General features: G+C 66.4%; 20 protein-coding genes and 1 pseudogene. 13 read left to right on the forward strand and 8 right to left on the reverse strand.

Annotated elements, in window-relative coordinates; genetic code table 11:
* The first annotated feature begins 21 nt into the window (after nucleotides 1-21).
* Nucleotides 22-1,308, forward strand: a complete 1,287-nt coding sequence (locus A7X97_RS11550; protein WP_111007953.1) for an alpha/beta hydrolase family protein — start codon at nucleotides 22-24, stop codon at nucleotides 1,306-1,308.
* Nucleotides 1,309-1,362: 54 nt separating this feature from the next.
* Here A7X97_RS11550 and A7X97_RS11555 read toward each other — a convergent pair whose 3' ends face one another.
* From A7X97_RS11555 to A7X97_RS11565, 3 genes and pseudogenes are all read right to left on the reverse strand, one after another.
* Nucleotides 1,363-1,821, reverse strand: a complete 459-nt coding sequence (locus A7X97_RS11555) for an SRPBCC family protein (RefSeq protein WP_088497286.1) — start codon at nucleotides 1,819-1,821, stop codon at nucleotides 1,363-1,365.
* A gap of 2 nt (nucleotides 1,822-1,823) precedes the next feature.
* Nucleotides 1,824-2,138, reverse strand: coding sequence for an ArsR/SmtB family transcription factor (locus A7X97_RS11560; RefSeq protein WP_005416268.1), 315 nt, complete (start codon nucleotides 2,136-2,138; stop codon nucleotides 1,824-1,826).
* Nucleotides 2,139-2,149: 11 nt separating this feature from the next.
* A pseudogene (locus tag A7X97_RS11565) lies at nucleotides 2,150-2,459 on the reverse strand (SRPBCC family protein).
* Nucleotides 2,460-2,692: 233 nt separating this feature from the next.
* On the opposite strand from A7X97_RS11565, the gene A7X97_RS11570 reads away from it, so the two are divergent.
* Entirely contained in the window at nucleotides 2,693-3,280 is a 588-nt protein-coding gene (locus A7X97_RS11570; protein ID WP_061477881.1) for a TetR/AcrR family transcriptional regulator, read from the forward strand.
* Nucleotides 3,281-3,372: 92 nt separating this feature from the next.
* Nucleotides 3,373-3,873 (forward strand): hypothetical protein, encoded by a 501-nt coding sequence (locus A7X97_RS11575; RefSeq protein ID WP_072168954.1) that lies wholly within the window; start codon nucleotides 3,373-3,375, stop codon nucleotides 3,871-3,873.
* Nucleotides 3,874-3,884: 11 nt separating this feature from the next.
* Here A7X97_RS11575 and A7X97_RS11580 read toward each other — a convergent pair whose 3' ends face one another.
* From A7X97_RS11580 to ftrA, 3 genes are all read right to left on the reverse strand, one after another.
* Nucleotides 3,885-4,301, reverse strand: coding sequence for a chemotaxis protein CheW (locus A7X97_RS11580; protein WP_245884996.1), 417 nt, complete (start codon nucleotides 4,299-4,301; stop codon nucleotides 3,885-3,887).
* Nucleotides 4,302-4,449: 148 nt separating this feature from the next.
* Nucleotides 4,450-4,893, reverse strand: coding sequence for a BLUF domain-containing protein (locus A7X97_RS11585; RefSeq protein ID WP_111007954.1), 444 nt, complete (start codon nucleotides 4,891-4,893; stop codon nucleotides 4,450-4,452).
* Nucleotides 4,894-4,988: 95 nt separating this feature from the next.
* A complete protein-coding gene (gene ftrA / locus A7X97_RS11590; RefSeq protein WP_088497289.1) occupies nucleotides 4,989-5,990 on the reverse strand; it encodes a transcriptional regulator FtrA in 1,002 nt (333 codons plus the stop codon).
* A 338-nt stretch (nucleotides 5,991-6,328) separates the two neighbouring features.
* On the opposite strand from ftrA, the gene A7X97_RS11595 reads away from it, so the two are divergent.
* The 9 genes from A7X97_RS11595 (at nucleotide 6,329) to A7X97_RS11635 (ending at nucleotide 16,986) form a co-directional block, all read left to right on the forward strand.
* The gene (locus A7X97_RS11595) at nucleotides 6,329-8,905 is read left to right on the forward strand and encodes a TonB-dependent receptor plug domain-containing protein (protein ID WP_111007955.1); all 2,577 of its coding nucleotides are present in this window, start codon (nucleotides 6,329-6,331) and stop codon (nucleotides 8,903-8,905) included.
* Nucleotides 8,906-9,021: 116 nt separating this feature from the next.
* Nucleotides 9,022-9,603 (forward strand): FMN reductase, encoded by a 582-nt coding sequence (gene msuE / locus A7X97_RS11600; RefSeq protein ID WP_088497291.1) that lies wholly within the window; start codon nucleotides 9,022-9,024, stop codon nucleotides 9,601-9,603.
* Between the two features lie 156 nt (nucleotides 9,604-9,759).
* The gene (locus A7X97_RS11605) at nucleotides 9,760-10,122 is read left to right on the forward strand and encodes a DUF3088 family protein (protein WP_061477874.1); all 363 of its coding nucleotides are present in this window, start codon (nucleotides 9,760-9,762) and stop codon (nucleotides 10,120-10,122) included.
* A gap of 14 nt (nucleotides 10,123-10,136) precedes the next feature.
* On the forward strand, nucleotides 10,137-11,114 hold the full coding sequence (locus tag A7X97_RS11610) for an MsnO8 family LLM class oxidoreductase (protein ID WP_088497292.1): 978 nt from the start codon (nucleotides 10,137-10,139) through the stop codon (nucleotides 11,112-11,114).
* A 19-nt stretch (nucleotides 11,115-11,133) separates the two neighbouring features.
* Nucleotides 11,134-12,477: an LLM class flavin-dependent oxidoreductase gene (locus A7X97_RS11615; RefSeq protein WP_111007956.1), complete on the forward strand. Its 1,344-nt coding sequence runs from the start codon at nucleotides 11,134-11,136 to the stop codon at nucleotides 12,475-12,477.
* A 4-nt stretch (nucleotides 12,478-12,481) separates the two neighbouring features.
* A complete protein-coding gene (locus A7X97_RS11620; protein ID WP_088497294.1) occupies nucleotides 12,482-13,702 on the forward strand; it encodes a M20 aminoacylase family protein in 1,221 nt (406 codons plus the stop codon).
* Complete coding sequence (locus tag A7X97_RS11625; RefSeq protein WP_065185134.1) at nucleotides 13,699-14,250, forward strand: GNAT family N-acetyltransferase; 552 nt, start codon at nucleotides 13,699-13,701, stop codon at nucleotides 14,248-14,250. The genes A7X97_RS11620 and A7X97_RS11625 overlap by 4 nt, the downstream gene beginning before the upstream one ends.
* The gene (locus tag A7X97_RS22255; protein ID WP_088497295.1) at nucleotides 14,247-15,992 is read left to right on the forward strand and encodes an amino acid ABC transporter permease/ATP-binding protein; all 1,746 of its coding nucleotides are present in this window, start codon (nucleotides 14,247-14,249) and stop codon (nucleotides 15,990-15,992) included. The genes A7X97_RS11625 and A7X97_RS22255 overlap by 4 nt, the downstream gene beginning before the upstream one ends.
* 16 nt (nucleotides 15,993-16,008) lie before the next feature.
* Nucleotides 16,009-16,986 carry an ABC transporter substrate-binding protein gene (locus A7X97_RS11635; RefSeq protein WP_088497296.1) on the forward strand — a complete coding sequence of 326 codons (978 nt, stop codon included), beginning with the start codon at nucleotides 16,009-16,011 and terminating at the stop codon, nucleotides 16,984-16,986.
* Between the two features lie 59 nt (nucleotides 16,987-17,045).
* Here A7X97_RS11635 and A7X97_RS11640 read toward each other — a convergent pair whose 3' ends face one another.
* Nucleotides 17,046-20,165: a discoidin domain-containing protein gene (locus A7X97_RS11640; RefSeq protein ID WP_111007957.1), complete on the reverse strand. Its 3,120-nt coding sequence runs from the start codon at nucleotides 20,163-20,165 to the stop codon at nucleotides 17,046-17,048.
* Nucleotides 20,166-20,680: 515 nt separating this feature from the next.
* Here A7X97_RS11640 and A7X97_RS11650 point away from each other — a divergent pair.
* Nucleotides 20,681-21,178 (forward strand): helix-turn-helix transcriptional regulator, encoded by a 498-nt coding sequence (locus A7X97_RS11650; RefSeq protein ID WP_111007959.1) that lies wholly within the window; start codon nucleotides 20,681-20,683, stop codon nucleotides 21,176-21,178.
* 27 nt (nucleotides 21,179-21,205) lie between these two features.
* On the opposite strand, the gene A7X97_RS11655 is transcribed toward A7X97_RS11650, so the two are convergent.
* On the reverse strand, nucleotides 21,206-22,282 hold the full coding sequence (locus A7X97_RS11655; RefSeq protein ID WP_111007960.1) for an MBL fold metallo-hydrolase: 1,077 nt from the start codon (nucleotides 22,280-22,282) through the stop codon (nucleotides 21,206-21,208).
* Between the last annotated feature and the right edge of the window lie 93 nt (nucleotides 22,283-22,375).

A 22,375-nucleotide genomic window follows, 5' to 3' on the forward strand; every position in this document is an offset into this window, starting at 1 on the left:
TTTACTGTAATGGGGACGGGCATGGCAGGGTGGAAGAGTCGTTCGTTGTTGAGCGCGGTGCTGGTGTGTTCGGGCCTGCCGGTTGCAGCCGCCGAGCTGTGCACGGTCAGTGCCTACGATGACGGGCAGGGCAACATCGTGGTGCTGGGCATACCCGCCGCGGCACCGGCCACGGGGCAGCGTTATCTGATGCTGGACGGGCGACGTGGCGCCACCGGCGATGCCAACGCGCCGGTGAGCTGCAGCGGCGATGTGGTCAGCGTCAGCTCGCCTGCGGGGGCCACGCAGCGCTGGCAACGACTGCCCACCCGCGATACCGATGCAACTTTCACCAGTGCCGGAACCAAGCTGGTCGGGCAGTTGATCGAACCCGCCGGTCCGGCCGATCCCAAGCGGCCGCTGGTGGTGCTGGTCCATGGCTCGGAACGCACGATGGCGGTGGCGGCGATCTACCAACGCATGCTGGTGGCGCAGGGAATCTCGGTGTTCGCCTACCAGAAGCGTGGCACCGGCGATTCGGAAGGCGAGTACACGCAGAACTTCGAGCTGCTCGCTGACGACGCAGCGGCGGCGCTTGCTAAGGCGCGGGAACTGGCAAAAGGTCGCTTCGGCCGTGCCGGGTACTTCGGTGGCAGCCAGGGCGGTTGGATCGCGCCGCTGGCGGCCACGCGTTCGCAGGCGGATTTCGTGGCGATCGGTTTCGGGCTGGTGGTCTCGCCCATCGAGGAGGACCGCGAGCAGTTGTTCGACGAGGCGCACCGCCTGCAACTGGATCCGGCGGCCATGAAGCAGGTCGGGCAGCTGTCAGAGGCCACCGCGCAGCTGATGCGCACGCATTTCAGTGAAGGTTTCGAGGCGCTGGCCAGGGTGCGTGCGAAGATCGGTGACGCGCCGTGGGCAAAGATGATCAGTGGTGAATACAGCGGTGACATGCTGCGCATGAGCGACGCTGACCTGCGCCGGATCGGTCGCGCGCGCTTCGACAACCTGGAGCTGATCTGGGACTACGACGCCGAGGCTGCGCTGCGCCGCCTGAAGGTGCCGTTGCTATGGGTGCTGGCCGAGCAGGACCGGGCCGCACCGATTGCGGCCACGCGCACCATCCTGGGGCGCCTGCGCGCGTCAGGGCAGCCGATCGAGACCTACCTGTTCCCCGACACCGACCATGGCATGGTCGAGTTCCGTACCGATGCCGAGGGCAACCGCGTGTCGACGCGGATCACCGACGGCTATCTGCGCCTGCTGGCGGATTGGATCAAGCAGGATGTGCATGGCAGTTATGGACGTTCGCGCAGATTGAGCGATTGACCGGATGGGGAGCACTGGCGGCGGATGGCGCTCCGCCGCCGATAGCGGCACGACTCAGCTCGGCTTCGCAAACACATCCAATCCCTTGCCGGTCTCCAGCAGCGACTTCAGGCTCGACAGCACGATCGGCCAGCCCTGGCGGATGCCGGTATCCATGCCGCTGCCGGGCTCCAATTCGTCGTGGGTGACGGTAAGCCGCACCATGTCCTGGTAGGGCACGATCTCGAAGGTCACACGGCTGTAGGCGTCCGGGTCGTCGGCCTGCGAGGCGGCGGCCCAGGTGATGACCAGCCGCGAGGGCGGGGTGCTTTCCACCACTTCGCCGACCAGCTCGACCGAGCGCGTTTCGTCGGCGCGCACGTGCTGCCAGCGCGAGCCGGGTTTCCAGTCCGAGACGTTCTCGTGGCCCCAGTAGCGACTGGCGATCTCGGGGCGGGTGATGGCCTCGAACACCTTCTGTGGCGTGGACGCGATGTAGATCACGTGGATGAAGCGGGTGGTCTCTGCGGACATCGTCATTCTCCTTCCAGTTCGCGTTTCAGGTCATGCAGCAGGCTCAGGCGCTGCTGCTCGAACTTGCGTACCCAGCGCTCGTAGACTTCATGCAGCGGCACCGGGTTGATGAAGTGCAGCTTCTCGCGGCCACGGCGCACCGTGCTGATCAGGTTGGCGTCTTCCAGCAGGCCAAGGTGCTGGGTGACCGATTGCCGGGCCATGTCCAGGTGTTCGCAGAGCTGGCCCAGGGTCTGGCCGTTGTCTTCGCAAAGCAGGTCCAGCAGCGTTCTACGCGTGGGGTCGGCCAGTGCCTTGAACACCTTGTCTGCATTCATGCGGGGCGTCTTCAGTTCCAGTTGTCGATCCTGATGTCGTGTGGATTGGGCTGACCCTTGCCGGTTTCCAGCAGGGCCTTGAGGCTCAGCAGGAAGACCGCCCACTTGGTGCTGCAGTGGGAGGTGAACTCGACGCGTTCCTTCCAGCCTTCGTGGGTGAACAGGACGATGCAGTAGTCGCCTTCCTGCTTCAGCGCGAAGCGCACGTGGGTGCCGATCCATTCGGCAGGGCCGGCCAGGGACGCCTGGTGGGGTGGCCAGTGCTTGATACACCTGGCTTGCGGGGACCTTGATGCCGACCCGGTGTGCGATATCCACCATTGCAGGTTCCTCGCATGGGCCGGCAGGCGCCGCCCTTGAGTGGACTATATGCAGGTAAATACCTGCATGTCAAAACCGGCCACGAACGCCCGGATGTGGTAGTGCCGGCCGCTGGCCGGCATCCCGGTGGAGTTGGGTGCGTGCAGTGGCCGGCCAGCGGCCGGCACTACCAGATGCTGCCCACCCGGCTGCGGGGAGTTGACAGCGCTTCAACCTACTAGTAGGTTGGCTGCATGAAAGAGTCGCTCTCGCCCAAAGCCCAGGAGATCCTGGCCCACGCCCGTTCGCTGCTGGAGGCCGGTGGCTACAACGGTTTCAGCTACGCCGACGTGTCGGCGCGGGTGAACATCAGCAAGGCCAGCATCCATCACCATTTCCCCAGCAAGGTGGACCTGGTGCGCACGGTGGTTGAGCTGTACCGGGCCGAGGCGCGCGAAGGCCTGGCGCTGCTGGACCGGCAGCTGGACGACCCGCTGCAGGAGCTCAACGCCTATGTGGACTACTGGTCGAGCTGTATTGCCGGTGGCACGTCTTCGTTCTGCATCTGCGCGATGCTGGCGGCAGAGGCGCCGATGATCCCTGCGGAGATTGCCGAAGAAGTACGCGGGCATTTCGAGGATCTGAGTGGCTGGTTGGCGCTCACGTTGGAAAAGGGCGCGGCGCTGGGTCAACTGCGCCTGCAGGGTCCGGTGGCCGATGAGGCCAAGGCGTTCATGTCATCGGTGCATGGCGCGATGCTGGCCGCGCGCGGTTTCGGCGATGCGGCGACGTTTGCTGCGCTGGCACGGCTGGCCATCGCGCGGGTGAGCGCGGCTGCCTGATAGATGTGTGGTGGGCCTGCGGCAACGTAGGCCTTTTCTTTGGTTCAGAAGTCTACCTACTAGTAGGTTCAATCAACCCTTGGAGATGTTCCATGTCGCACTCTCTGTCCACGCTGGGCGTGATCCACACGGCCGTCAGCCTTGTACCGGTGTTCGCCGCCCTGTATGCCTTCATTCGCCATCGCGCGATCGACCCCGCGACACGCTCCGGCAAGCTGTACCTGCTCGGGCTTGTGCTGTCGGTGGCAACGTCGTTCACCGTCTCCAGTACGGGCGGGATCAACCCGGGCCACGCATTCGGAGTGATCGTGCTGCTGATCGCCTTCGGCGGCGTGCTGGCCGGCCGGCTGCGCTGGCTGGGTGGCGCCGCACCCTACGTGTCGACGTTTGCGCTGTCCTTCAGCTTCCTGCTGTCGCTGGTGCCAGGCGTGAATGAAACGCTGACACGGTTGCCGGCAGCGCATCCGATTGCTGCGGCGCCGATGGCGCCGGTGGTGCTGCACACGTTGCTGGGATTGGCGGTGGTGTTTGTGATCGGCTTTGCCGCGCAGTGCTGGCGCATGCGGTTTGAACCGGTTCGCAGGCGCCCTTGAGCAGAGGCGCCTTAGTCCCGCACCGCGAGCGCGGCCAGCAGCGACTGCGGTTCGATCAGCGCAGCCGAACGTGTGGCATCCACCCGAACGTGCCCGCTGCAGAAATTGAACACCCGACCCTCGGCAGGCGCGGATACGTCTGGCGTTGCGTCCGGTGTTTCGATTTCCAGCACTTCATCTACCGCCAGCGCCAGGGTTGCGGTGCCGGCGGTGATCAACAGCATGGCTGGGCTGCCGCCATCGAATGCCGGTTGCCCGCTGAGCCTGCGCAGGTCGGCCACCGGCAACGGCTGCCCCCGTACCTCCAGGCTCCGCCTGCCATGCTGGTCCGCAGGGCCGAAGGTCTCGGGGCCGCGTATTTCCACGGCCAGCTGTACGTCGATCGCGAACAGGGCGGTGCCTGCACGCAGGACGACAACCTCGAACAACTCGGCGGGCGAGGGACGTGTTTCCGTTGAAGGTTGAGCGGGTACAGGCATGCTGTGGATCTGGCAGGAACGATGGGTAACGCGGCTTGAATGATGACGTGTGCAGGGAGTACGCGGCCGCGTGGGACTACGCGCGCAGGGCGGCGGTTCAGCTGGATCCGACGGACGCATGGTGCGCACTGAGCGGGCCGATGCGCGGAAAGTGCGGACGCAGCAGGCCGACGAGCTGATCCATGCCCGGAACGGCATGGCCAAATTCGTCCCATCGCGCATTGACCAGGCCGGACACCACGACCTGCCCGGTGTCGATGCGGGTCATGGCCCAATAGGGAACAGCACGCGCGCTGATGGCCATGTCCAGTACCGGCACGACGGCAGCATGCGAGCGACTGTCATGGATGCGGTGCTTGACCGCCTCCAGGCCGTCGGGCGGACCTTCGACGTACTGGAAAAACCGCTGCCCGTCGACGAGCAGCGCTCCGGTAACGTCCACGCGACGGTCGAACGTGGCAGAGCGGGAGACGATCTGCCGGAGCATTTCATCGGAAAGCCCAGCCGACATGTGGCTGGAGTAGGCAAATGCGTGGAGCATGGAAGGGGCTTCTTGTGACGCCCGTCACTATACGTGGGTCGCCATAGCCTGCCGTGAGCCTTTCCTCACGCATCACCGGGGAGTGATGCGTTGGATCAGCAGCCCACCAACCGATCCGCGCCAATTCCGCCGCGATGCTGGCTGCGGTATTGGGTAGGACTGGCGTCCACCTGGCCGCGGAAGTGCCGGCGGAACGACTCCTGCGAACCAAAGCCGGCCTGCTCGGCAATCCACTGCAGCGGCCGGTCGGTGGTTTCCAGCAGCTCGCGGGCGAATGCCACGCGCTCGCGGATCAGCCAGTCGATGGGTGACAGGCCGGTGGCTTCCAGGAACTGCCGCTGCAGCGTGCGCTGGCTGAGCGCGGCCTGCTCGGCAAGACTGCCCAGCGAGTGCGGCTCGCGCAGGTTGCGGCGCATCCATTCCATCAGTTTTGCCAGACGCGAGGGCTCGCCATTCGGAATGGCGCGGCTGACACGCTGGCTGCGTTCGGCATCACGCCATGGCGCCAGTACCAGCCGCTCGGCCACCAGGTTGGCCACGCGCGCGCCGTAATCCTTGCGCACCATGTGCAGCATCATGTCCATGCCGGTGGCCGAGCCGGCCGAGGTGATGACGTTGCCGGTATCGACGTACAGCACGTCTTCGCGCACATCGATGCGTGGGAAGTCGCGCGCCAGCGCTTCGGTGAGGCGCCAGTGGGTGGTGGCCTGGCGGCCATCGAGCAGCCCAGCCCAGGCCAGCACGAAGGCGCCAGAGCAGATCGAGGTGATGCGTGCGCCACGGACGTGGGCGCGGACGAGTGCATCGAGCAGTGCCTGCGGCGGGCGTTCGCTGGGGTCGCGCCATCCGGGAATGACGATGATGTCGGCGTCATCAACAGTGCTGAGATCGTAGGGCAGCTGCACCTGTGCATTGCCGAGCATGCGCAGTGCACCGGGTTCACCCGCGCACAGCTGGGTGCGGTACCAGGCCACGCCGAGTTCCGGCCGCACAGGCGCGAACAGGCCTACCGCGCAGCCGAATTCGAACAGCCCCTGGCCGTGGCAGGCAACGATGGCGACGAGCGGTGCGGTGGGATCGGCGGGTGGGCTGGGCATGGCTTGATGCTACGGATGCAGACGCGTGGCGCTGCGTGGTGCGAGGGCATGAGGTGATGCCTGCCAGGCATATGGAGCGGTCGCTCCCCTCTTGTAGAGCCGAGCCCACGCTCGGCTCAATACCGGCAGGGTGGATGCATCTGACGCCGTCGCGAAGAGCAGCCGAACGTGGGCTCGGCTCTACAGGCAGCAGCGCACCGTTGCGGCCACCTAACGTCATTACCAGCGGTCATGTGGGTGGCCGGATGTTACGGCTGGGTGACGCGATCGCGCCTGTCGCGGTGGGTGAACAGGCCCTTGAATGGAAGCGTGTTTCCGGCCCACCCCCACGAGCCCCCATGCCTGCTGCCCACGCCCCTGTGCTGAACACTCTCGCCGTCCTGATCGCCAGCGTTCTGGCCGCATCGCCTGGCCATGCGGCTGACGCCGATGCGGATCCTGCTGCCACCGCTGCAACGGCCAACGTGGCAGCGTCCACGCTGGATGCGGTGGTCGTTACCGGGTCGCGCACCAGCACGCGCACGGTGAAGAACAGTTCCACCCCGATCGATGTGATTTCCGCAGAGGACCTTGCTGCGACCGGCCAGGCCAACCTGCTGGAAGCGTTGCAGCGCAGCCTGCCGTCGCTGAGCCAGATCGGTGGCTACCAGAGCGACCAGGAGAGCCTGATCCGTGGCTACCAGCTGCGCAATCTCTCGCCGGGTTACACGCTGGTGCTGGTGAACGGCAAACGCCGCAATGCCAGTGCCTATGTGAGCGGGGCCAACGGCGGCGGTTTCCCCGGCCATGCCTGGGCAGACCTGGCGTTGATTCCAGTCTCGGCGATCGATCACGTGGAAGTGCTGCGCGATGGCGCGTCGGCCATCTATGGTTCGGACGCGATCACCGGCGTGGTCAACGTGATCCTGAAATCGCAGGCGCACGGTGGCGAGCTATCCGTGGAAAGCGGGCAGAGCATTGATGGCGATGGCGCGCGCACCAGCGTGCGTGCCAACGTGGGCCTGCCGTGGGGCGCCGATGGCTTCGTCAACCTGTCGGGCGAAACCACGCGGCAGCACCACGCGATCCGTACCCGCCGCTACATCGATGGCTATCTGAGCTATCCGGCGGTAGATGCCAACGGCAATCTGGTCGCGCTGCGACCGAACAACCGGTTGCCGGCCGGCGCATCGCCGAACCCGGCCGAGGCCAACCGCGATGCCGAGGCCAACACCATCCTCAGTTCGCCATCGTATGCGCTGAAGGCGTTTGCGGTGAACGTGGGCCATGGCCTGGGCGAGAGCGCGCAGTTCTACGCCAATGCCACCGCCAGTGATCGAACCGCGCAGGCGATCCAGAATTTCCGCCTGCCGGCGACCATCTTCACCACCTACAAGGCGCCGGGTGTGCTGAGCGTGTTTCCCGATGGCTTCCTGCCAGTGCTGGAAACCAAGGAGAAGCAGTACACCGGCACCGCAGGTGTGAAAGGCCAGATCGCGGGTTGGGACTACGACGCCAGCCTGACCGGCAACCGCAGCACGGTACGCACCTATACCCGCAATTCGGTGAACTACTCGCTGCCGTACCCCGGTTCGCCCACTGACTTCTATGATGGCAAGCTGGACTACCAGCAGGGCATCGCCAACCTGGACCTGCGCCGTGGCTTCGAGGTGGCGGCATTCGCTTCGCCGCTGGAAGTGAGCGCCGGCGCCGAGTACCAGCACGAACAGTACGAACGCGGCGCCGGGCAGTGGGAGTCGTACATCGGCTTCGGTGCCGCCGCGTTCGTGGGCTACTCCACCGCCGATGCAGTGAAGGCGACGCGCAACAGCAAGGCGGTCTATGTGGGCGCGGCCAGCAACATCACCGCGCGCTGGTACTTGGATGCCGCTGCACGCTGGGAAGATCATTCCGACTTCGGCAGCGTGTCCACGGGCAGACTGACCACGCGCTTCGACTTCACCGACGCGTTGGGTGTACGCGCGACGGTCAGCAATGGCTTCCATGCGCCCAGCCTGGGCGCGCAGTTCTACCAGGCCACCGGCAGCTGCCCGTGCGGTACCACGCTGGTGGCACAGGTGTCTTCGCCGGCGGCGATTGCGTTGGGTGCCACACCGCTGAAGCCGGAAAAGGCCACCAACTACAGCCTGGGCGTGACCTGGGACCCGAGCCCGGCGTTCCACCTGGCCGTGGATGCCTACCAGATCGACATCCGCGGCCAGCTCGGCCAGTCCAGCCAGATCGGTTACAACGCGCAGGACCCGGCGCGTATCACCGACAACAGCGGTACGGTGTTGAGTGCGGCGCAGAAGAACACCATCGATGCGCTGCTGGGTTCAGCCGGCATCAGCATCCTGCCGGGTGATGCGTTCTACGCCAGCTACTTCACCAATGTGGGCGATACCCGCACACGCGGTGTGGAGCTGACCCTGGAAGCGAACCAGGAAACGGCGTGGGGCAAGCTGCGCTGGAGCTATGCGGCCAACGTCGGCCGCACCACGATCCGGAAGGTCAGTGATATTCCGGCGGCGCTGCAGGGGCTGCCCAACATCAACCTGCTGACCAAATCCAGCGAGTACGCACTGCGCTTCCGCACGCCCAGCTACACCCAGGTGGCGGGCTTGGGCTGGCAGAACGGGCGCTGGCGCTCGAATGTCGACTTCACCTACTACGGCCCGATCAAGCGCCTGAACAACGGCGTGGAATACAGGCAGCCGCCGGTGCTGGTGACCAACCTTTCAGGTGCGGTGGAGCTGGGTGCGGGCTGGAGCGCGGCGCTGGGCGTCAACAACGTGTTCGACAAGCGCACGCGCAAGGTGCCGGAGTACGCGCGCAGTGCTACCGATGTGGCCAGCATCGAGACGACGTGGGATTCGGGCGACGTGCTGAGCCGGATCGGGACGTTCTGGTACGGGCGGATCAATTACCGGTTCTGAGGTGGAGCAGCCGAGCATGGCTCGGCTCTACAAAGGCAACAGCAGCCGAGCATGGCTCGGCTCTACAGAACGCGAAAGGCGGCCGGACGGGGTTCGGCATCATCGAGGAGCAGTTCATGTCTTCTGCATTGAAGGTGGTTGCAGTGGTAGGGTCACCGACCAGCTCGGCGACGTCGCGCACGTTGCTGCTGGTGCGGCACCTGTTGGCGTCGTTGCAGCAGCGGGTACACGCCAGCGTGGAGGTGGTGGAGCTGGCGCCGATCGCGCGCTCGCTGGGGCAGTCGTTGTCTCGCGATGAGGCGGAGCCTGCGGTGGAGCAGGCGTTGCAGACGATCGAGGCGGCCGAGCTGCTGGTGGTGGCCGCGCCGGTGTATCGGGGGTCGTATCCGGGGCTGTTCAAGCACCTGGTCGACTTCATCGAGCTGGAGGCGCTGGTGGATACACCGGTGCTGCTGGCGGCGACCGGGGGCAGCGAGCGCCATGCACTGGTGATCGACCATCAGTTGCGGCCGTTGTTCAGTTTCCTGCAGGCGCACACGCTGCCGATCGGGGTGTATGCCACGCCTGCCGACTTTGATGGCGAGCACATCAACAGTGCAGCGTTGCAGGCCCGCGTCGCGCTGGCGACCGAGCGTGCGGCCGGGCATCTGGCCGTGCAGGCGCCGGCGGTACCGGCGCCGCTGCGACGCATTGCCTGACGGCATAACCGACGGCGCTTTGCTTATGGCCAAGGCGCATCTGCATGGCCGGATCTGACCGCCGATTGTCGCCTGGTATCGCCACCGCAAGCACCGGCATCCCTAGCATCGAAATCGAAGCGGCATCGCATTGCCGGCCCTGATGAGGACACTCCCGTGGCGTTGGACGCAGCAAGCAAACCCATCCTGTTCCTGCTCGACCGCGAGTTCGAGGATGGCCAGATTCCTGGCCAGCGTTTCTTCTGCCGGCACAGCCTGCTGCTGGAAGGGGCACTGTCGAGTATCGACGGCCTCGACGCGCAGCTGGATGTGCGCCGCATCGGCTTCGCGCGGCCACGCCGCGAGGTGATTGCCGAGATCGGCGAGCAGGACCAGTCGTTGCCCAAGCTGGTGCTGCCGCAGGGTGTGCGCAGCGAGCTGGCCAGTGGCGTGCATCAGGACCGCCAGTACATCTCCGGTGCCGAGCCGATCCTGGCCGCGCTGAACGGCTTGCTTGGCATTCCTGTAGCCCACCCCTGAGCGAGGACGCGACCGTGAGCTATCTCATCAGTGTGCTGGACAAGAGCCCGGTGGCCGAAGGTGCTTCGCCCGAACAGGCGCTGCGCAACAGCCTGCAGCTGGCGCAGCGTGCCGAGCAGCTGGGTTACCACCGGTACTGGTTCGCCGAGCACCATGCTGCCCCGGCGCTTGCCAGCCCGGCGCCGGAAGTGCTGGCAGCCTGGGTGCTGGCGCAGACCCGGCGCATCCGCATCGGCAGTGGCGGGGTGATGCTGCGCCACTATGCGCCGTACAAGGTTGCAGAGAGCTTCAACCTGCTGGCGGCGTTGGCGCCGGGGCGCGTGGATCTGGGGGTGGGCAAGGCGCCCGGTGGCCTGCCAGCGTCGACCGCCGCGCTGGCGGCGGGACGCCCGGCATTCGCCGATTTCGACCAGCAGCTGCGCGACCTGGAGGGCTATCTGTCCGGTGTCGCGACCGAGGCGCTGGCGCGCCCGATTCCACAGCAGGCGCCTGAGCGCTTCCTGCTCGGGGCCAGCCCACAGAGCGCGAAGCAAGCAGCCGAGCTGGGCTGGCGCTTCGTGTACGCCGCGCACTTCGATGGCGACCCGAAACATATCGAGGCTGCGTTCGACGCTTACCGCAGCGTCTCCTCGCAGCCCCCGCTGCTGGCCACGGTGGCCTTCGCCGCACCGACTGCCGAAGCAGCAGCGCGTCATATCGGCGCGCTGCGCGTCTACAAGCTGCACCTCGGTCCGGGGCAGGCGGTGAACCTGCCCAGCCCCGAGGCGGCTGCCGAGTACGCGCGCCAGGTGGGCGTGGCCGACTTCCGCATCGAGGAAACGCGCCCCAGCGTGCTGTCCGGTGATGCGCAGCATGTGCGCGGCGAACTGGACGCGCTGCACCGGCGTTTCGGCGTGGGCGAATTCATCCTCGACGCGCCGGTGGCCGACCTTGACGCACGCCTGACATCCCTCGAACTGCTGTCGCCTGCGCCGCGCGCGGCGGTGGCCTGACCTGCAGGAGCGATTCCCAATGAGCACGACCCCGCGCCACATTCCGTTCGGCATCATGCTGCAGGGCCCCGGCAGCCACATGCATGCCTGGAAGCATCCGTCCAATCCGGCTGATGCCAGCGTCAACCTGCAGTTCTACATCGACATCGCACGCACGGCCGAGGACAACGGTATCGCCTTCGGCTTCGTGGCCGACGGGTTGTATATCAACGAGAAGTCGATCCCGCATTTCCTCAACCGCTTCGAGCCGATCTCGCTGCTGTCGGCGCTGGCCGCGGCAACGAAGAAGATCGGCCTGGCGGGTACGCTGTCGACGTCCTACAGCGATCCGTTCACCGTGGCCCGCCAGTTCGCCTCGCTGGATCTGCTCAGCGGCGGCCGTGCCGGCTGGAACGTGGTGACCTCGCCACTGGAGGGCTCGGGCCGCAACTATGGCCGGCCACACCCGGAACATGCGCTGCGCTACCAGATCGCCGACGAGTATCTGGAGGTGGTGCAGGGGCTGTGGGATTCCTGGGACGACGACGCCTTCGTGCGCGAGCGCGACAGCGGTATCTTCTTCGCGCCGGAAAAGTTCCGCCGCCTCGACCACAAGGGCCGCTTCTTCCAGGTGGAAGGGCCGCTCAACATCCAGCGTTCGCCGCAGGGCCAGCCGATGATCTTCCAGGCCGGTTCGTCCGACGACGGCATCGCGCTGGCCGGCAAGTACGCCGACGCGGTGTTCACCCACTCGCCGTCGCTGGAGGAAACCCGCGCGTTCACCCGGAAGGTGAAGAATTCGGCGATCGCGCATGGCCGCAGCGGCAATGACGTGAAGATCTTTCCGGGCATCGGCCCCATCGTCGGCCGTACTGCCGAGGAGGCTGAAGCCAAGTACCAGGCGATTGCCGCACTGGCAACGCTGGAGGATGCGCTGGCCTATCTCGGCCGGTTCTTCGACCACCACGATTTCAGCCAGTACGATCCGGACGCGCCCTTCCCGGAGCTGGGTGACATTGGCAGCAATTCGTTCCGCTCCACCACCGACCGCATCAAGCAGGATGCGCGTAAGAAGGGCCTGAGCCTGCGCCAGGTGGCATTGGAGGCAGTGAGCCCGCGACCAAACTTCATCGGTACACCCGAGCAGGTGGCCGATGAGCTGATCCGCTGGTTCGATGCCGGTGCCAGCGATGGCTTCATTCTCGGCTTTGCCGCGCAGCGCGAGGGCCTGGACGATTTCGTGACCCAGGTATTGCCGATCCTGCAGGCGCGGGGCTACCACCAGCGCGCGCTGGAAGGGCAGACGCTGCGCGAGCATCTGGGCCTGCCGTACAAGGCCAGCCGGTATGCGACCGACGCCGAACCGGCGCGGAAGGTGGGGTAGGGCAATGAGCGGAGAAACCGCAGTAGCACCGGGCCAGGCCCGGCGGAGTTCCCCAGCGACTGGCGTGTTGCCCGAAATCGCAGCACGCGCCGAGGCCGCCATTGCGATCCGCCATGACCTGCACCGGCACCCGGAGCTGGCCTTCGAGGAGCATCGCACCAGCGCACGTGTGGCCGAACTTCTGCAGCAATGGGGTTATGAAGTGACCACTGGCCTCGGCGGTACCGGCGTGGTCGGTACGTTGCAGCGCGGGCAGGGCAGTCGTCGGCTGGGGCTGCGTGCCGACATCGATGCGCTGCCGATCCGCGAGGACTCCGGCCTGGCCTACGCCAGCCAGACCGAGGGCCTGATGCATGCCTGTGGTCACGATGGCCATACCGCCATCCTGCTGTCCGCCGCGCATTACCTGGCCCATCACGGCAATATCGACGGCACCCTGCAGCTGGTATTCCAGCCTGCAGAGGAGACGGGTTCGGGCGCGTCGAAGATGATTGCCGATGGCCTGTTCGAACGCTTCCCGGTGGATGCGATCTATGGGCTGCACAACTGGCCGGGCGCGCCGGTGGGGCACTTCGGCTTTGTCGATGGCCCGGCGATGGCGTCGGTGGACTGGGCGCGGCTGAAGGTGATCGGCAAGGGCGGCCACGGTGCCGAGCCGCAGGGCAGCATCGACCCGATCCTGGCGGCAGCGCACATCGTTACCGCGCTGCAGAGCGTGGTGTCGCGCAATGTCGATCCGCGGCAGATGGGCGTGGTCACCGTCGGCTCGATCCACGGCGGCCAGGCCGCCAATGTGATTCCGGACGTGGTCGAGCTGAAGCTGACCGTGCGCGCCTACCTGCCCGAGGTGCGCGACACGCTGCGACGCCGGGTCACGGAACTTGCCGAGCAGACCGCCGCCGCGTTCGGCGCGCGCGCCGAGATTGAATTCCCGCGCGGCTTCCCCAGCGTGATCAACCACCCGCAGCAGACCGCCTACGTCCGCAAGGTGGCGGTGCAGGGCTTCGGCGCCGAACAGGTGGTGCCCGACTTCGCACCGCGCACCGCCAGTGAGGACTTTGCCTTCCTGCTGCAGGCGCGGCCCGGCAGCTTCGTGTTCGTCGGCAACGGCGACAGCGCACCGTTGCACAGCCCACGCTATGTGTTCAACGACGCCGCCATTGCACCCGCTGCCAGCCTGTGGGCACGGCTGGCCGAAGACTATCTGGTGAAGGACGTGGCATGAGCAGCAACGAACGCTTCCTCTACACCTCGGTGGATGACCCACTGGCGCGGCCGCTGTTCGACGGCCTGGAGCAGGAGTACGACAGCCGCTACGCCGACGTGCGTCGACGCATCGGTGGCAGCGCCCGCGAGGAGCTGCAGCGCTATCCGGCGCAGGCCTTTGCGGCCCCGGTGGGCGCCTTCGTGCTGCTGCTGCGCGACGGGGTGGCGATTTCCGGCGGTGCGTTCATGCCGCACCGTGATCCGGATACCGCCGAATTCAAGCGCATCTGGACGCTGCCCGGGCTGCGTCGCCAGGGCATTGCGCGGCGCGTGCTGCAGGAGCTGGAAGAGCAGGCGGCGCGGCAAGGGTATCGGCGGGTGTTCCTGACGACGGGCTTCCGCCAGCCTGAAGCTGTTGGCCTGTACCTCAGCCATGGTTACACCGCGCTGTTCGATCTGGATGCGGATCCCGAAACCATTGCGCACCTGCCGTTCGAAAAGCACCTGCGGGCACCGGCGCCCCCCATCGTGCCTGCACAGACCCAGCTGCAAGGAGCCCACGCGTGAGCACGCCTTCGACCGCGCTGGATGGCATTGCAACCCGGCCGGCGCCAGCGCCGGCGCTGAAGATCGTGCCGGCCCGGCATCCGCTGCAGGTCTTCGGCACGGTGCTGGCACTGGCGCTGATCCTGATCGGGCTGCAGTCCGTGCTGGGCAATCCGCGCTGGGGCTGGGGCACCTTCGCCGAATGGTTCTTCGCGCGCCCGGTGCTTGAGGGACTGGGCCGCACGCTGCTGCTGACCGCGCTCGGTACTGGCCTCGGCTTCGCCTTGGGCACGTTGCTTGCGCTGGTCCGCGTCTCCGGCTCGCCGCTGCTGTCGGCGGTGTCGTGGGGCTACGTTTGGCTGTTCCGCTCGATCCCGCTGCTGGTGCTGTTGCTGCTGCTGAACAATCTGGGCTACCTGTACAGCACCATCGAACTGAGCGTGCCGTTCACCGGCATCAACCTGTTCTCGTACCCGACCACGCAGCTGATCGGTGTGTTCACTGCCGCGGTGCTGGGCCTGACCCTGAACCAGGCCGCGTTCTCGGCCGAAGTGATCCGCGGCGGCATTCTGTCTGTTGACCACGGCCAGTACGAGGCCGCGGCCGCGCTGGGCCTGCCACGTGGCCGCCAGGTGCGCCGCATCATCCTGCCGCAGGCGATGCGCTCGATCCTGCCGGCCGCGTTCAACGATGTGATCGGCCTGGCCAAGAGCACGTCGGTGGTCTACGTGCTGGCGCTGCCTGAGCTGTTCTACACGGTGCAGGTGATCTACCGCCGCAACCTGGAGGTGGTGCCGCTGCTGATGGTGGCCACGGTCTGGTACCTGGTGATCCTGACCGCACTTTCACTGCTGCAGCGACGGGTGGAGCAGCGCTTCGCGCGCGGCCAGCTGCAGCGCGAGCGCTCGGCATCGCACGTGTCATCGCCGCTGCGCGTGCAGAGCGATGCTGCGCAGCGCTCGATCCACCGCCCGCGCATCGCCCCCCAGGTCGAAGCGGGCGAGGGCGCGGCGGTATCGCTGCACGGCGTAGGCAAGGTGTTTGGCGACCAGCCGGTGCTGGAGGATGTGAACCTGGACCTGCGCGCCGGCAGCGTGACGGTGCTGATCGGCCCATCGGGCGCCGGCAAGTCCACGCTGCTGCGGCTGATCAACCACCTGGAGCGTGCCGACAGCGGCTATGTGACCGTCGGCGGCCAGCTGATCGGCTACCGCCGTGACGGTGACACCCTGTACGAACTGCCTGAGCGTGAGATCCGCCGTCGGCGTGCCGAGGTGGGCATGGTGTTCCAGGGCTTCAATCTGTTCCCGCACCTGACCGCGCTGGAGAACATCATCGAGGCACCGATCGCGGTGCGTGGCGTGCCCCGTGTGCAGGCCGAACAACAGGCGCGCACGCTGCTGGAGCGGGTCGGCCTGGCCGACAGGGCCGATGCTTTCCCGCGCCAGCTGTCCGGTGGCCAGCAACAGCGCATCGCGATTGCCCGCGCGCTGGCGCTGCAACCGAAGGTGCTGCTGTTCGACGAACCCACCTCTGCGCTGGACCCGGAACTGGTGGCCGAAGTGCTCAGTGTGATCGAAGAGCTGGCCCGCTCCGGCACCACGCTGGTAATTGTCACCCATGAATTGAGCTTCGCCCGCCGCGTGGCCGACCACGTGGTGATGATGGACCAGGGCCGGGTGATCGAGCAGGGCACGCCCGAGACTCTGTTCGAGCGCCCGCGCCAGCAACGCACCGCCGATTTCCTGGCCAAGACCCTGTAACCCCGGAAGGAACACCATGAGCCCTGCAGCGCCGCGTCGCCCCTCGCGCAGCACCCTGTTGATCGTGGCGGTGCTGGTCATCGGCATTGCCGGCATCGTCTATTCGCGCGTACGCCAGGCACCGGATGCCGGCACCGTGGCCGCGACCAGCCTGGCCGGTGCGAACACGGCCGTGCTGAAGGGCACGTTTGACCCGAAGGCGCAGGCGTTGATCCCCGCCGGCTATCAGTTCGTCACCCCTGGTGCGTTTACCGTAGCCACCCATCCGGGGCAGCTACCGCTGGCCGACTACGGCGCGGACAGCAAGGACGTGGTCGGCATCGAGCCCGACATCGCGCGGCTGATTGCCGATGCGTTGGGCCTGAAGCTGGTGATCGTGCCGGTCGCGTGGGCGGACTGGCCGCTGGGGCTGGAATCGGGCAAGTACGATGCGGTGCTGTCGAACGTGACGGTGACCGAAGAGCGCAAGAAGAAGTTCGACTTCTCCAGCTACCGCTACGATCTTCTGGGCATCTACACGCGCAGCGATGGGCCCATCCAGAAGATCGAGAAACCCGCTGAGGTGGCCGGGCTGAAGGTCGTGGTGGGCGCCAGCACCAACCAGGACCAGATCCTGCGGCAGTGGGACCGGCAGAACATTGCGGCCGGCCTGAAACCGGTGGAGTACCAGTACTTCGATGACGCCGTGGTCGGCCGCTTGGCGGTGATCACTGGCCGCGCCGATGTCTCGTTCGAGCCCAATGCCACCGGCGCCTACTCGGCACGCGATGGCAAGGTGCGGCGCGTGGGCCTGTTCCCCGGTGGCTGGCCGAACGCTGCGGCGATCTCGGTGGCCACGCGCAAGGGCAGCGGCCTGGCCGATGCGGTGACGCAGGCGTTGAACACCCAGATCGGCAGCGGCACCTATGCGCAGGCATTGAAGCGCTGGAACGTGGCCGAGGAGGCGGTGCCGCAATCGCAGACCAATCCGCCGGGGTTGCCGACGCTGCAATGACACCGGGCGTGGCCCGGCGCTACCGCTGCTTCTGTAGAGCCGAGCCATGCTCGGCTGCTCTACCAACGCGCCTCCAGCGTTCTGAATGGTCTTGCCAGGCGCACGCCCTCTGCATCGAACGCGGTAACGTCGCGCCCATCCACACGCACGGTCTTCGGCATCGTCCGTGCCGGCCACCAGACCTTCACCGCCGTCCCACTGCGCAGGCGCTTGCCCAGCGTGATCGATAGCGTGCCGTCGCGTTGCCGTGCCTGCATCTGCAACGTGCCATACGCGGTGGGCAGGCCTTCCACCGCCAATCCATCGCCCGCCACCCACGAGGGGGGCGTGCCCGGCAGCAGCGAGAGCGCATCATCGTCTTCGCGCATCAGCATGCCGAACAGCGTGCGGCCGTATTCGGCGCCGATCCAGGTATGCGGCATGTCGCCCAGGTAGCGCGGGAAGCGCAGGCGCGAATGCACGACCTCGGCCAGCACCTGCCACTGAAGCGGGCGCCGGTCATGCAGCAGCCCCTGCAGCAGCTCATCGGCGACCTGCGGCTGGCCCAGGTGCACATAGCTCAGCACATTGCGGATCTCGTACGGGGTGTACGCATACAGCGCACCGGGCTGGCTGCGCTTGCGCACATCGTCCAGATAGCGCGCGAAGGTGGTCCGCAGCGCCTCGGCGGGCAACACGCTCTGTGCGCCGGTCGGGTCCAGTGCGATCGAAACGCCGGTGGGATCGCCATCGCCCAGGTCGGCCGAGGAGGGAATGAAGTCGATGCCCTTCCACGCCATCGTCGCCCGGATCGAGGCATGCAGTGCGTCGTAGAGCAGCTTGTATTGTTCGCGCGCCCAGGCTGCGGTCTGGTGGTCGCCGAGCGATTCGGCCAGCCAGGCGCCGTCGTGCCAGCCCTTCAGGCCCCAGTAGTCATCCCAATAGCTGTGGGTGGGCGAGGGGTAGCCCTCATGGCTGATCGACGGCGCAAGAATGCCCGCGAACCGTTCCGGCGAAGGCTGGTCGGCCTTGTAACCGGGCACCAGCGTGCGCTCGCGCAGCTCCTGCAGGAAGCGCAGCGCGGCCTTCACCTTCGGCAGGTAGTCACGCACCGACTCGGGTCCGCCGTCCAGGCGCGCGACATCGGCCACCAGCGCGACGTACTGGCCCTGACTGTCGTACTCGATGTCCGATCCAAAGCCGGTGTTGACGCTGCCATCGTCGTTGAGGATCGGTGAGACCAGGCCGTTGGCATGCACGCCGTGTTCGCTGTACCAGGCCAGGTAGTCGCGCGCCACGCGGGCTTCGCCCATCCGCAGCAGCACCGCCGAGGTGGCCATGCCGTCGCGGATGAAGGAACGGTTGTAGTTGCGCGGGCCGGGCTGCATGGCTGGACCGGTCTGGTTGATCAGCATGTAGGCGGCCTGCGCGCGCAGCATGTCCACCAGCGACGGATCGGGCAGGCGCAGGCCGACCTGGCCCAGCCGTGCCTGCCAGTCCGCAGACGCCTGCGTGGCCAGTGAATCAAACGCCGCATTGGCATCGCGGGGCAGCGTGGCCAGATCCAGCGCAGGCGCTTCGGGCAGCACGCCATTGGCATCGGCGGCGGCGGTGCCCAACGGGAACGCGACCACGATGGCATCGCTGCTTCCCGGCGCCAACGAGACGCGGTAGTTCAACGCAGCCGAGGCAAGCCCCTGGTCATCACGCGCCTGTTGCGTGGAAGGCAGCTGGCCGGCAGCGAGACTTGCGGTGATCTCCGTTGCGCCATCCTTGCCGAATGGCGCCGCGCCGGATGCGGTCACTGGAGTAAGCGACTGCAGCAGCGTGCGGCCATTGATACGCAGGGCCTGCCCATCGATGGTCACCTCGCGGATCGGGGACAGCCCGCCGTTCTGCCATGGCGGATTCATCTGCATCGGGCGCACCACGAGGGTGAGCGTGCCTTCGATCTTCGTGCTTCCCGTGTTCTGCAGCCGATGCCGCAGGAAGGTCACCGGCTGGCCATCGCGCTCAATGGCGAACACTTCACTGCGCAGCTGCAGGCCGGGTTGCGGTGACCAGGTGGCGGAGGGCATCGGCTTCCAGCCGTCGCGCAGGGCATGCTGCATGGCCTGCCCGGCGGCGCCGGCGGTTTGGCCATCGGCATTGCGCCAGATGGGCTGCACCAGCGGTGCGCCCTTGAAGGCTTCCAGGTTGCCGTACTCATCGAAGATCGACTTCTGTCGTCCTGCATGCACACCCACGGCCGTCCAGTAGGTCTGCTGCATCTGCAGCGAGGCCGGGAACAATGCGCGCTGGGCGCCGCTGGCGACGATCTGATACTGCTTCATCGGCGTCATCACGGCTTTCGGACCGAGCAGGCGCAGGCGTGCGATCTGCGGCGCAGCGCCGTCCACGCTCAGGCGGAAAGCACGCAATGGTTGTGCTGCAGTGGCGGCCAGCCAGCTTTGCCGGTGACTGGCCGCCTGTGCATCGTGTGCGAGGTCCTGCCAACGGCCCCGTGCATCCTGCGCCTGTAGTCGGGCAGCGCCTCGTGCGCCATCGGCCCAGTCGACCACCAGGCCAGCCGTTGATTGGGCCTGCGGCAGCGTGATCTCGAACGTATGGGATCCATTTGCCCCGGCCGGCATCGCGACGGTGCCGCCGCCTTGCCAGAGCGCCGCCGCCTGCGCTGCATCGATACCGCTGACGCGTGCGCTGAGCGTGCTGTCCAGCGGCTCCATCTCGAAGATCGACACGCCCCAATCGGAAGTGCGCTGCGGGCTGGCCAGCCGCAGGTAGCGCGCCTGCCGTGGCGCGAAGTACAGCGTTTCCACGTCGCCAAGCGAATCGGCCATCGTGTACGCGGTTTGCCACTGCCTGCCGTCCAGTGAGGTCTGCAGCGAATAGCCTTCCGGATTGGAGACATCCCAGGTGAGGCGCGCGCCGGCCAGCATTGCAGGCGCGCCGAGATCGATCTGGAACCAGTGGCCCGGACTGAATGCACCGCCGGTAACGGTCTTCGGGTTGCCGTCGATCAGGTGGCTGATCGCCATCGCCGGCACCTGCTGCGAGGAACTGCTGGCCTGCCATTGGCTGCGCGGGGGGAGGGTCTGTGCCTGTGCGCTGGAGGCCAGGGTGGCCAACAGCAGGGCAGCGGCAGGGCGCAACGGGAAAGGCGGTGTGGAGACCTTGGAGCGTTCGGCGCGCAACGTCATTACGGACAGCCTCGCAGGTTCGGCCGGAATCGGGCGAGCGCTACGCTAGCAAGGGATGTAACCGGTTACATGACGCACTGCAGCGCCGCTGGACGCTGCCGCTGCCATCACGGGAGGGCTGACGGATGTGGCTCTGGACGTGTAGCGCGAATTGGCTAGGGTCACGTCCAAAGTCCTTTTAAGTGGGTTGTCATTTGACAACCAATGTGAGCCGTGTGCAGACTATGGAGAACAAGGAATGTCTCGAGCGCGTCATCCAGACAAGGACATCGAAGCGGCGTTGCAGTTCGCGGAGGATCGTGGGTGGAGGCTCCGTATGGCGGGCGGCCATGCGTGGGGCCGGATGTATTGCCCTTGCAACGACACTGATTGCCGATGCGGGGAGTTCTGCATCGTGAGCATCTGGAGCACACCACGTAGCGGCAGCCATCATGCAAGAGCCTTGCGGCGTGTGGTCGAGAACTGCAGTCGTGAGCAATGAGATCACGCTTCGTCAGAAGCGAAGGGGGTCAATCATGGAATTCAACTTCACCCTGAAGTACCGCTTGCCGGACGCAGGTATTGAAATCGGCGTCCTCGAGCAGCGCCTGGCCGAAGGCGGCTGTGACGACGCGCTTGTGGGCCTTGGGCTGCCGGGACGGCTGGCCTTGGCGTTCTGCCGCGAAGCAGATAGCGCAGGGGCTGCCCTGCGTTCGGCGCTGGACGATGTGCAGCGGGCCGTGCCCGGTGCCGAACTGGTTGAAGTGAGCCCCGATCTGGTTGGGCTCACTGACGTCGCAGACCTGCTCGGAATGTCGCGCCAGAACATGCGGAAGCTCATGCTGGCCAACCCGCAGTCGTTTCCGTCCCCCGTGCATGACGGCTCGACCTCGATCTGGCATCTCGTCGACATTCTCGGTTGGCTGCGAGCGCGCGGCAGCGGGAAAGTCACGACGGAAATGACCGAGCTCGCCGCCGCTGCGCTACAGATCAATCTGGCCCGGGAAGGGCGCAGGCTTCACCCGAAGACGTAGCGGCGGCCAGAATCGGAGCCGACCGCATTACAGCTCCACCGTCTCCCACCAGCGCGTACCCGCCTGCGGCGCCTGCATGTCCAGTGCTTCGCCCATCATCGGCGTAGCCACTGGAACACTGTTTGCAGCGGCCAGCGCCGTGATGCGCTCGAACGGCTGCTGCCATGCATGCAGGGCCAGATCGAAGGTGCCGTTGTGGATCGGCAGCAGCCACTTGCCGCGCAGGTCCAGGTGCGCCTGCAGCGTCTGTTCCGGTTGCATGTGCACGAATGCCCAGCGCGGATCATAGGCGCCGGTCTCGATCATGGTCAGGTCGAACGGACCGTATTTCTCGCCGATGGCCTTGAAGCCGTCGAAGTAGCCGGTGTCGCCGCTGAAGAAAATGCGGAAGTCACCGTCCTGGATCACCCATGAAGCCCACAGGCTGCGGTCGCTGTCACCCAGCCCGCGGCCGGAGAAGTGCTGGCCCGGGGTCGCGGTCAGGCGCAGGCCGTTGGCTTCGGTGGATTGCCACCAGTCCAGCTGCTCGACCTTGCGCGCATCCACCCCCCACGCGACCAGCTGGTCGCCGACGCCGAGCGGTGCAATGAAGCGCGCGGTCTTGCCGGCCAGCTGCATGACCGCGGCATGGTCCAGGTGGTCATAGTGGTTGTGCGAGAGGGTCACACCGGCGATCGGCGGCAGCGCGTCGATGCTGATCGGCGGTGCATGGAAGCGTGCCGGCCCCATCCACTGCACCGGCGAGGCGCGCTCGGAGAACACTGGATCGGTCAGCCAGTACTGGCCACGCAGCTTCAGCAGGATCGTGGAGTGCCCCAGCCGGAACAGGCTGCGATCCGGTGCGGCGTCCAGCGTGGCGCGGTCCAGCGGCTTCACCGGAATCGGGTGCGCGGGCACGGTGCCCTTGGGCTTGTTGAACAGGAACGTCCACCAGATCTCCGCGCCGTCGCGCAGGCCCATCGCCGGACGGGGCAGGGCATTGCGGAACTTGCCATCACGGTACTGCGGCGAATCGGGGAAGTCGGGAAGGGACCAGGACTTGCAGAAGGTGTAGGTGGTCACGGCGAGGATTCCGAGCAGGAGGACAAGGAGCAGGCGCTTCATGGGTGACGTCCGCTGAGTACACTGCACAGTGTAGTTTCGCGTTATTCAAAAGTACACTGCCGAGTGTAAAATGGAGGCATCCGTTCAGTTATC

This window comes from Stenotrophomonas sepilia, from assembly GCF_003244875.1.
GTDB lineage: Bacteria > Pseudomonadota > Gammaproteobacteria > Xanthomonadales > Xanthomonadaceae > Stenotrophomonas > Stenotrophomonas sepilia.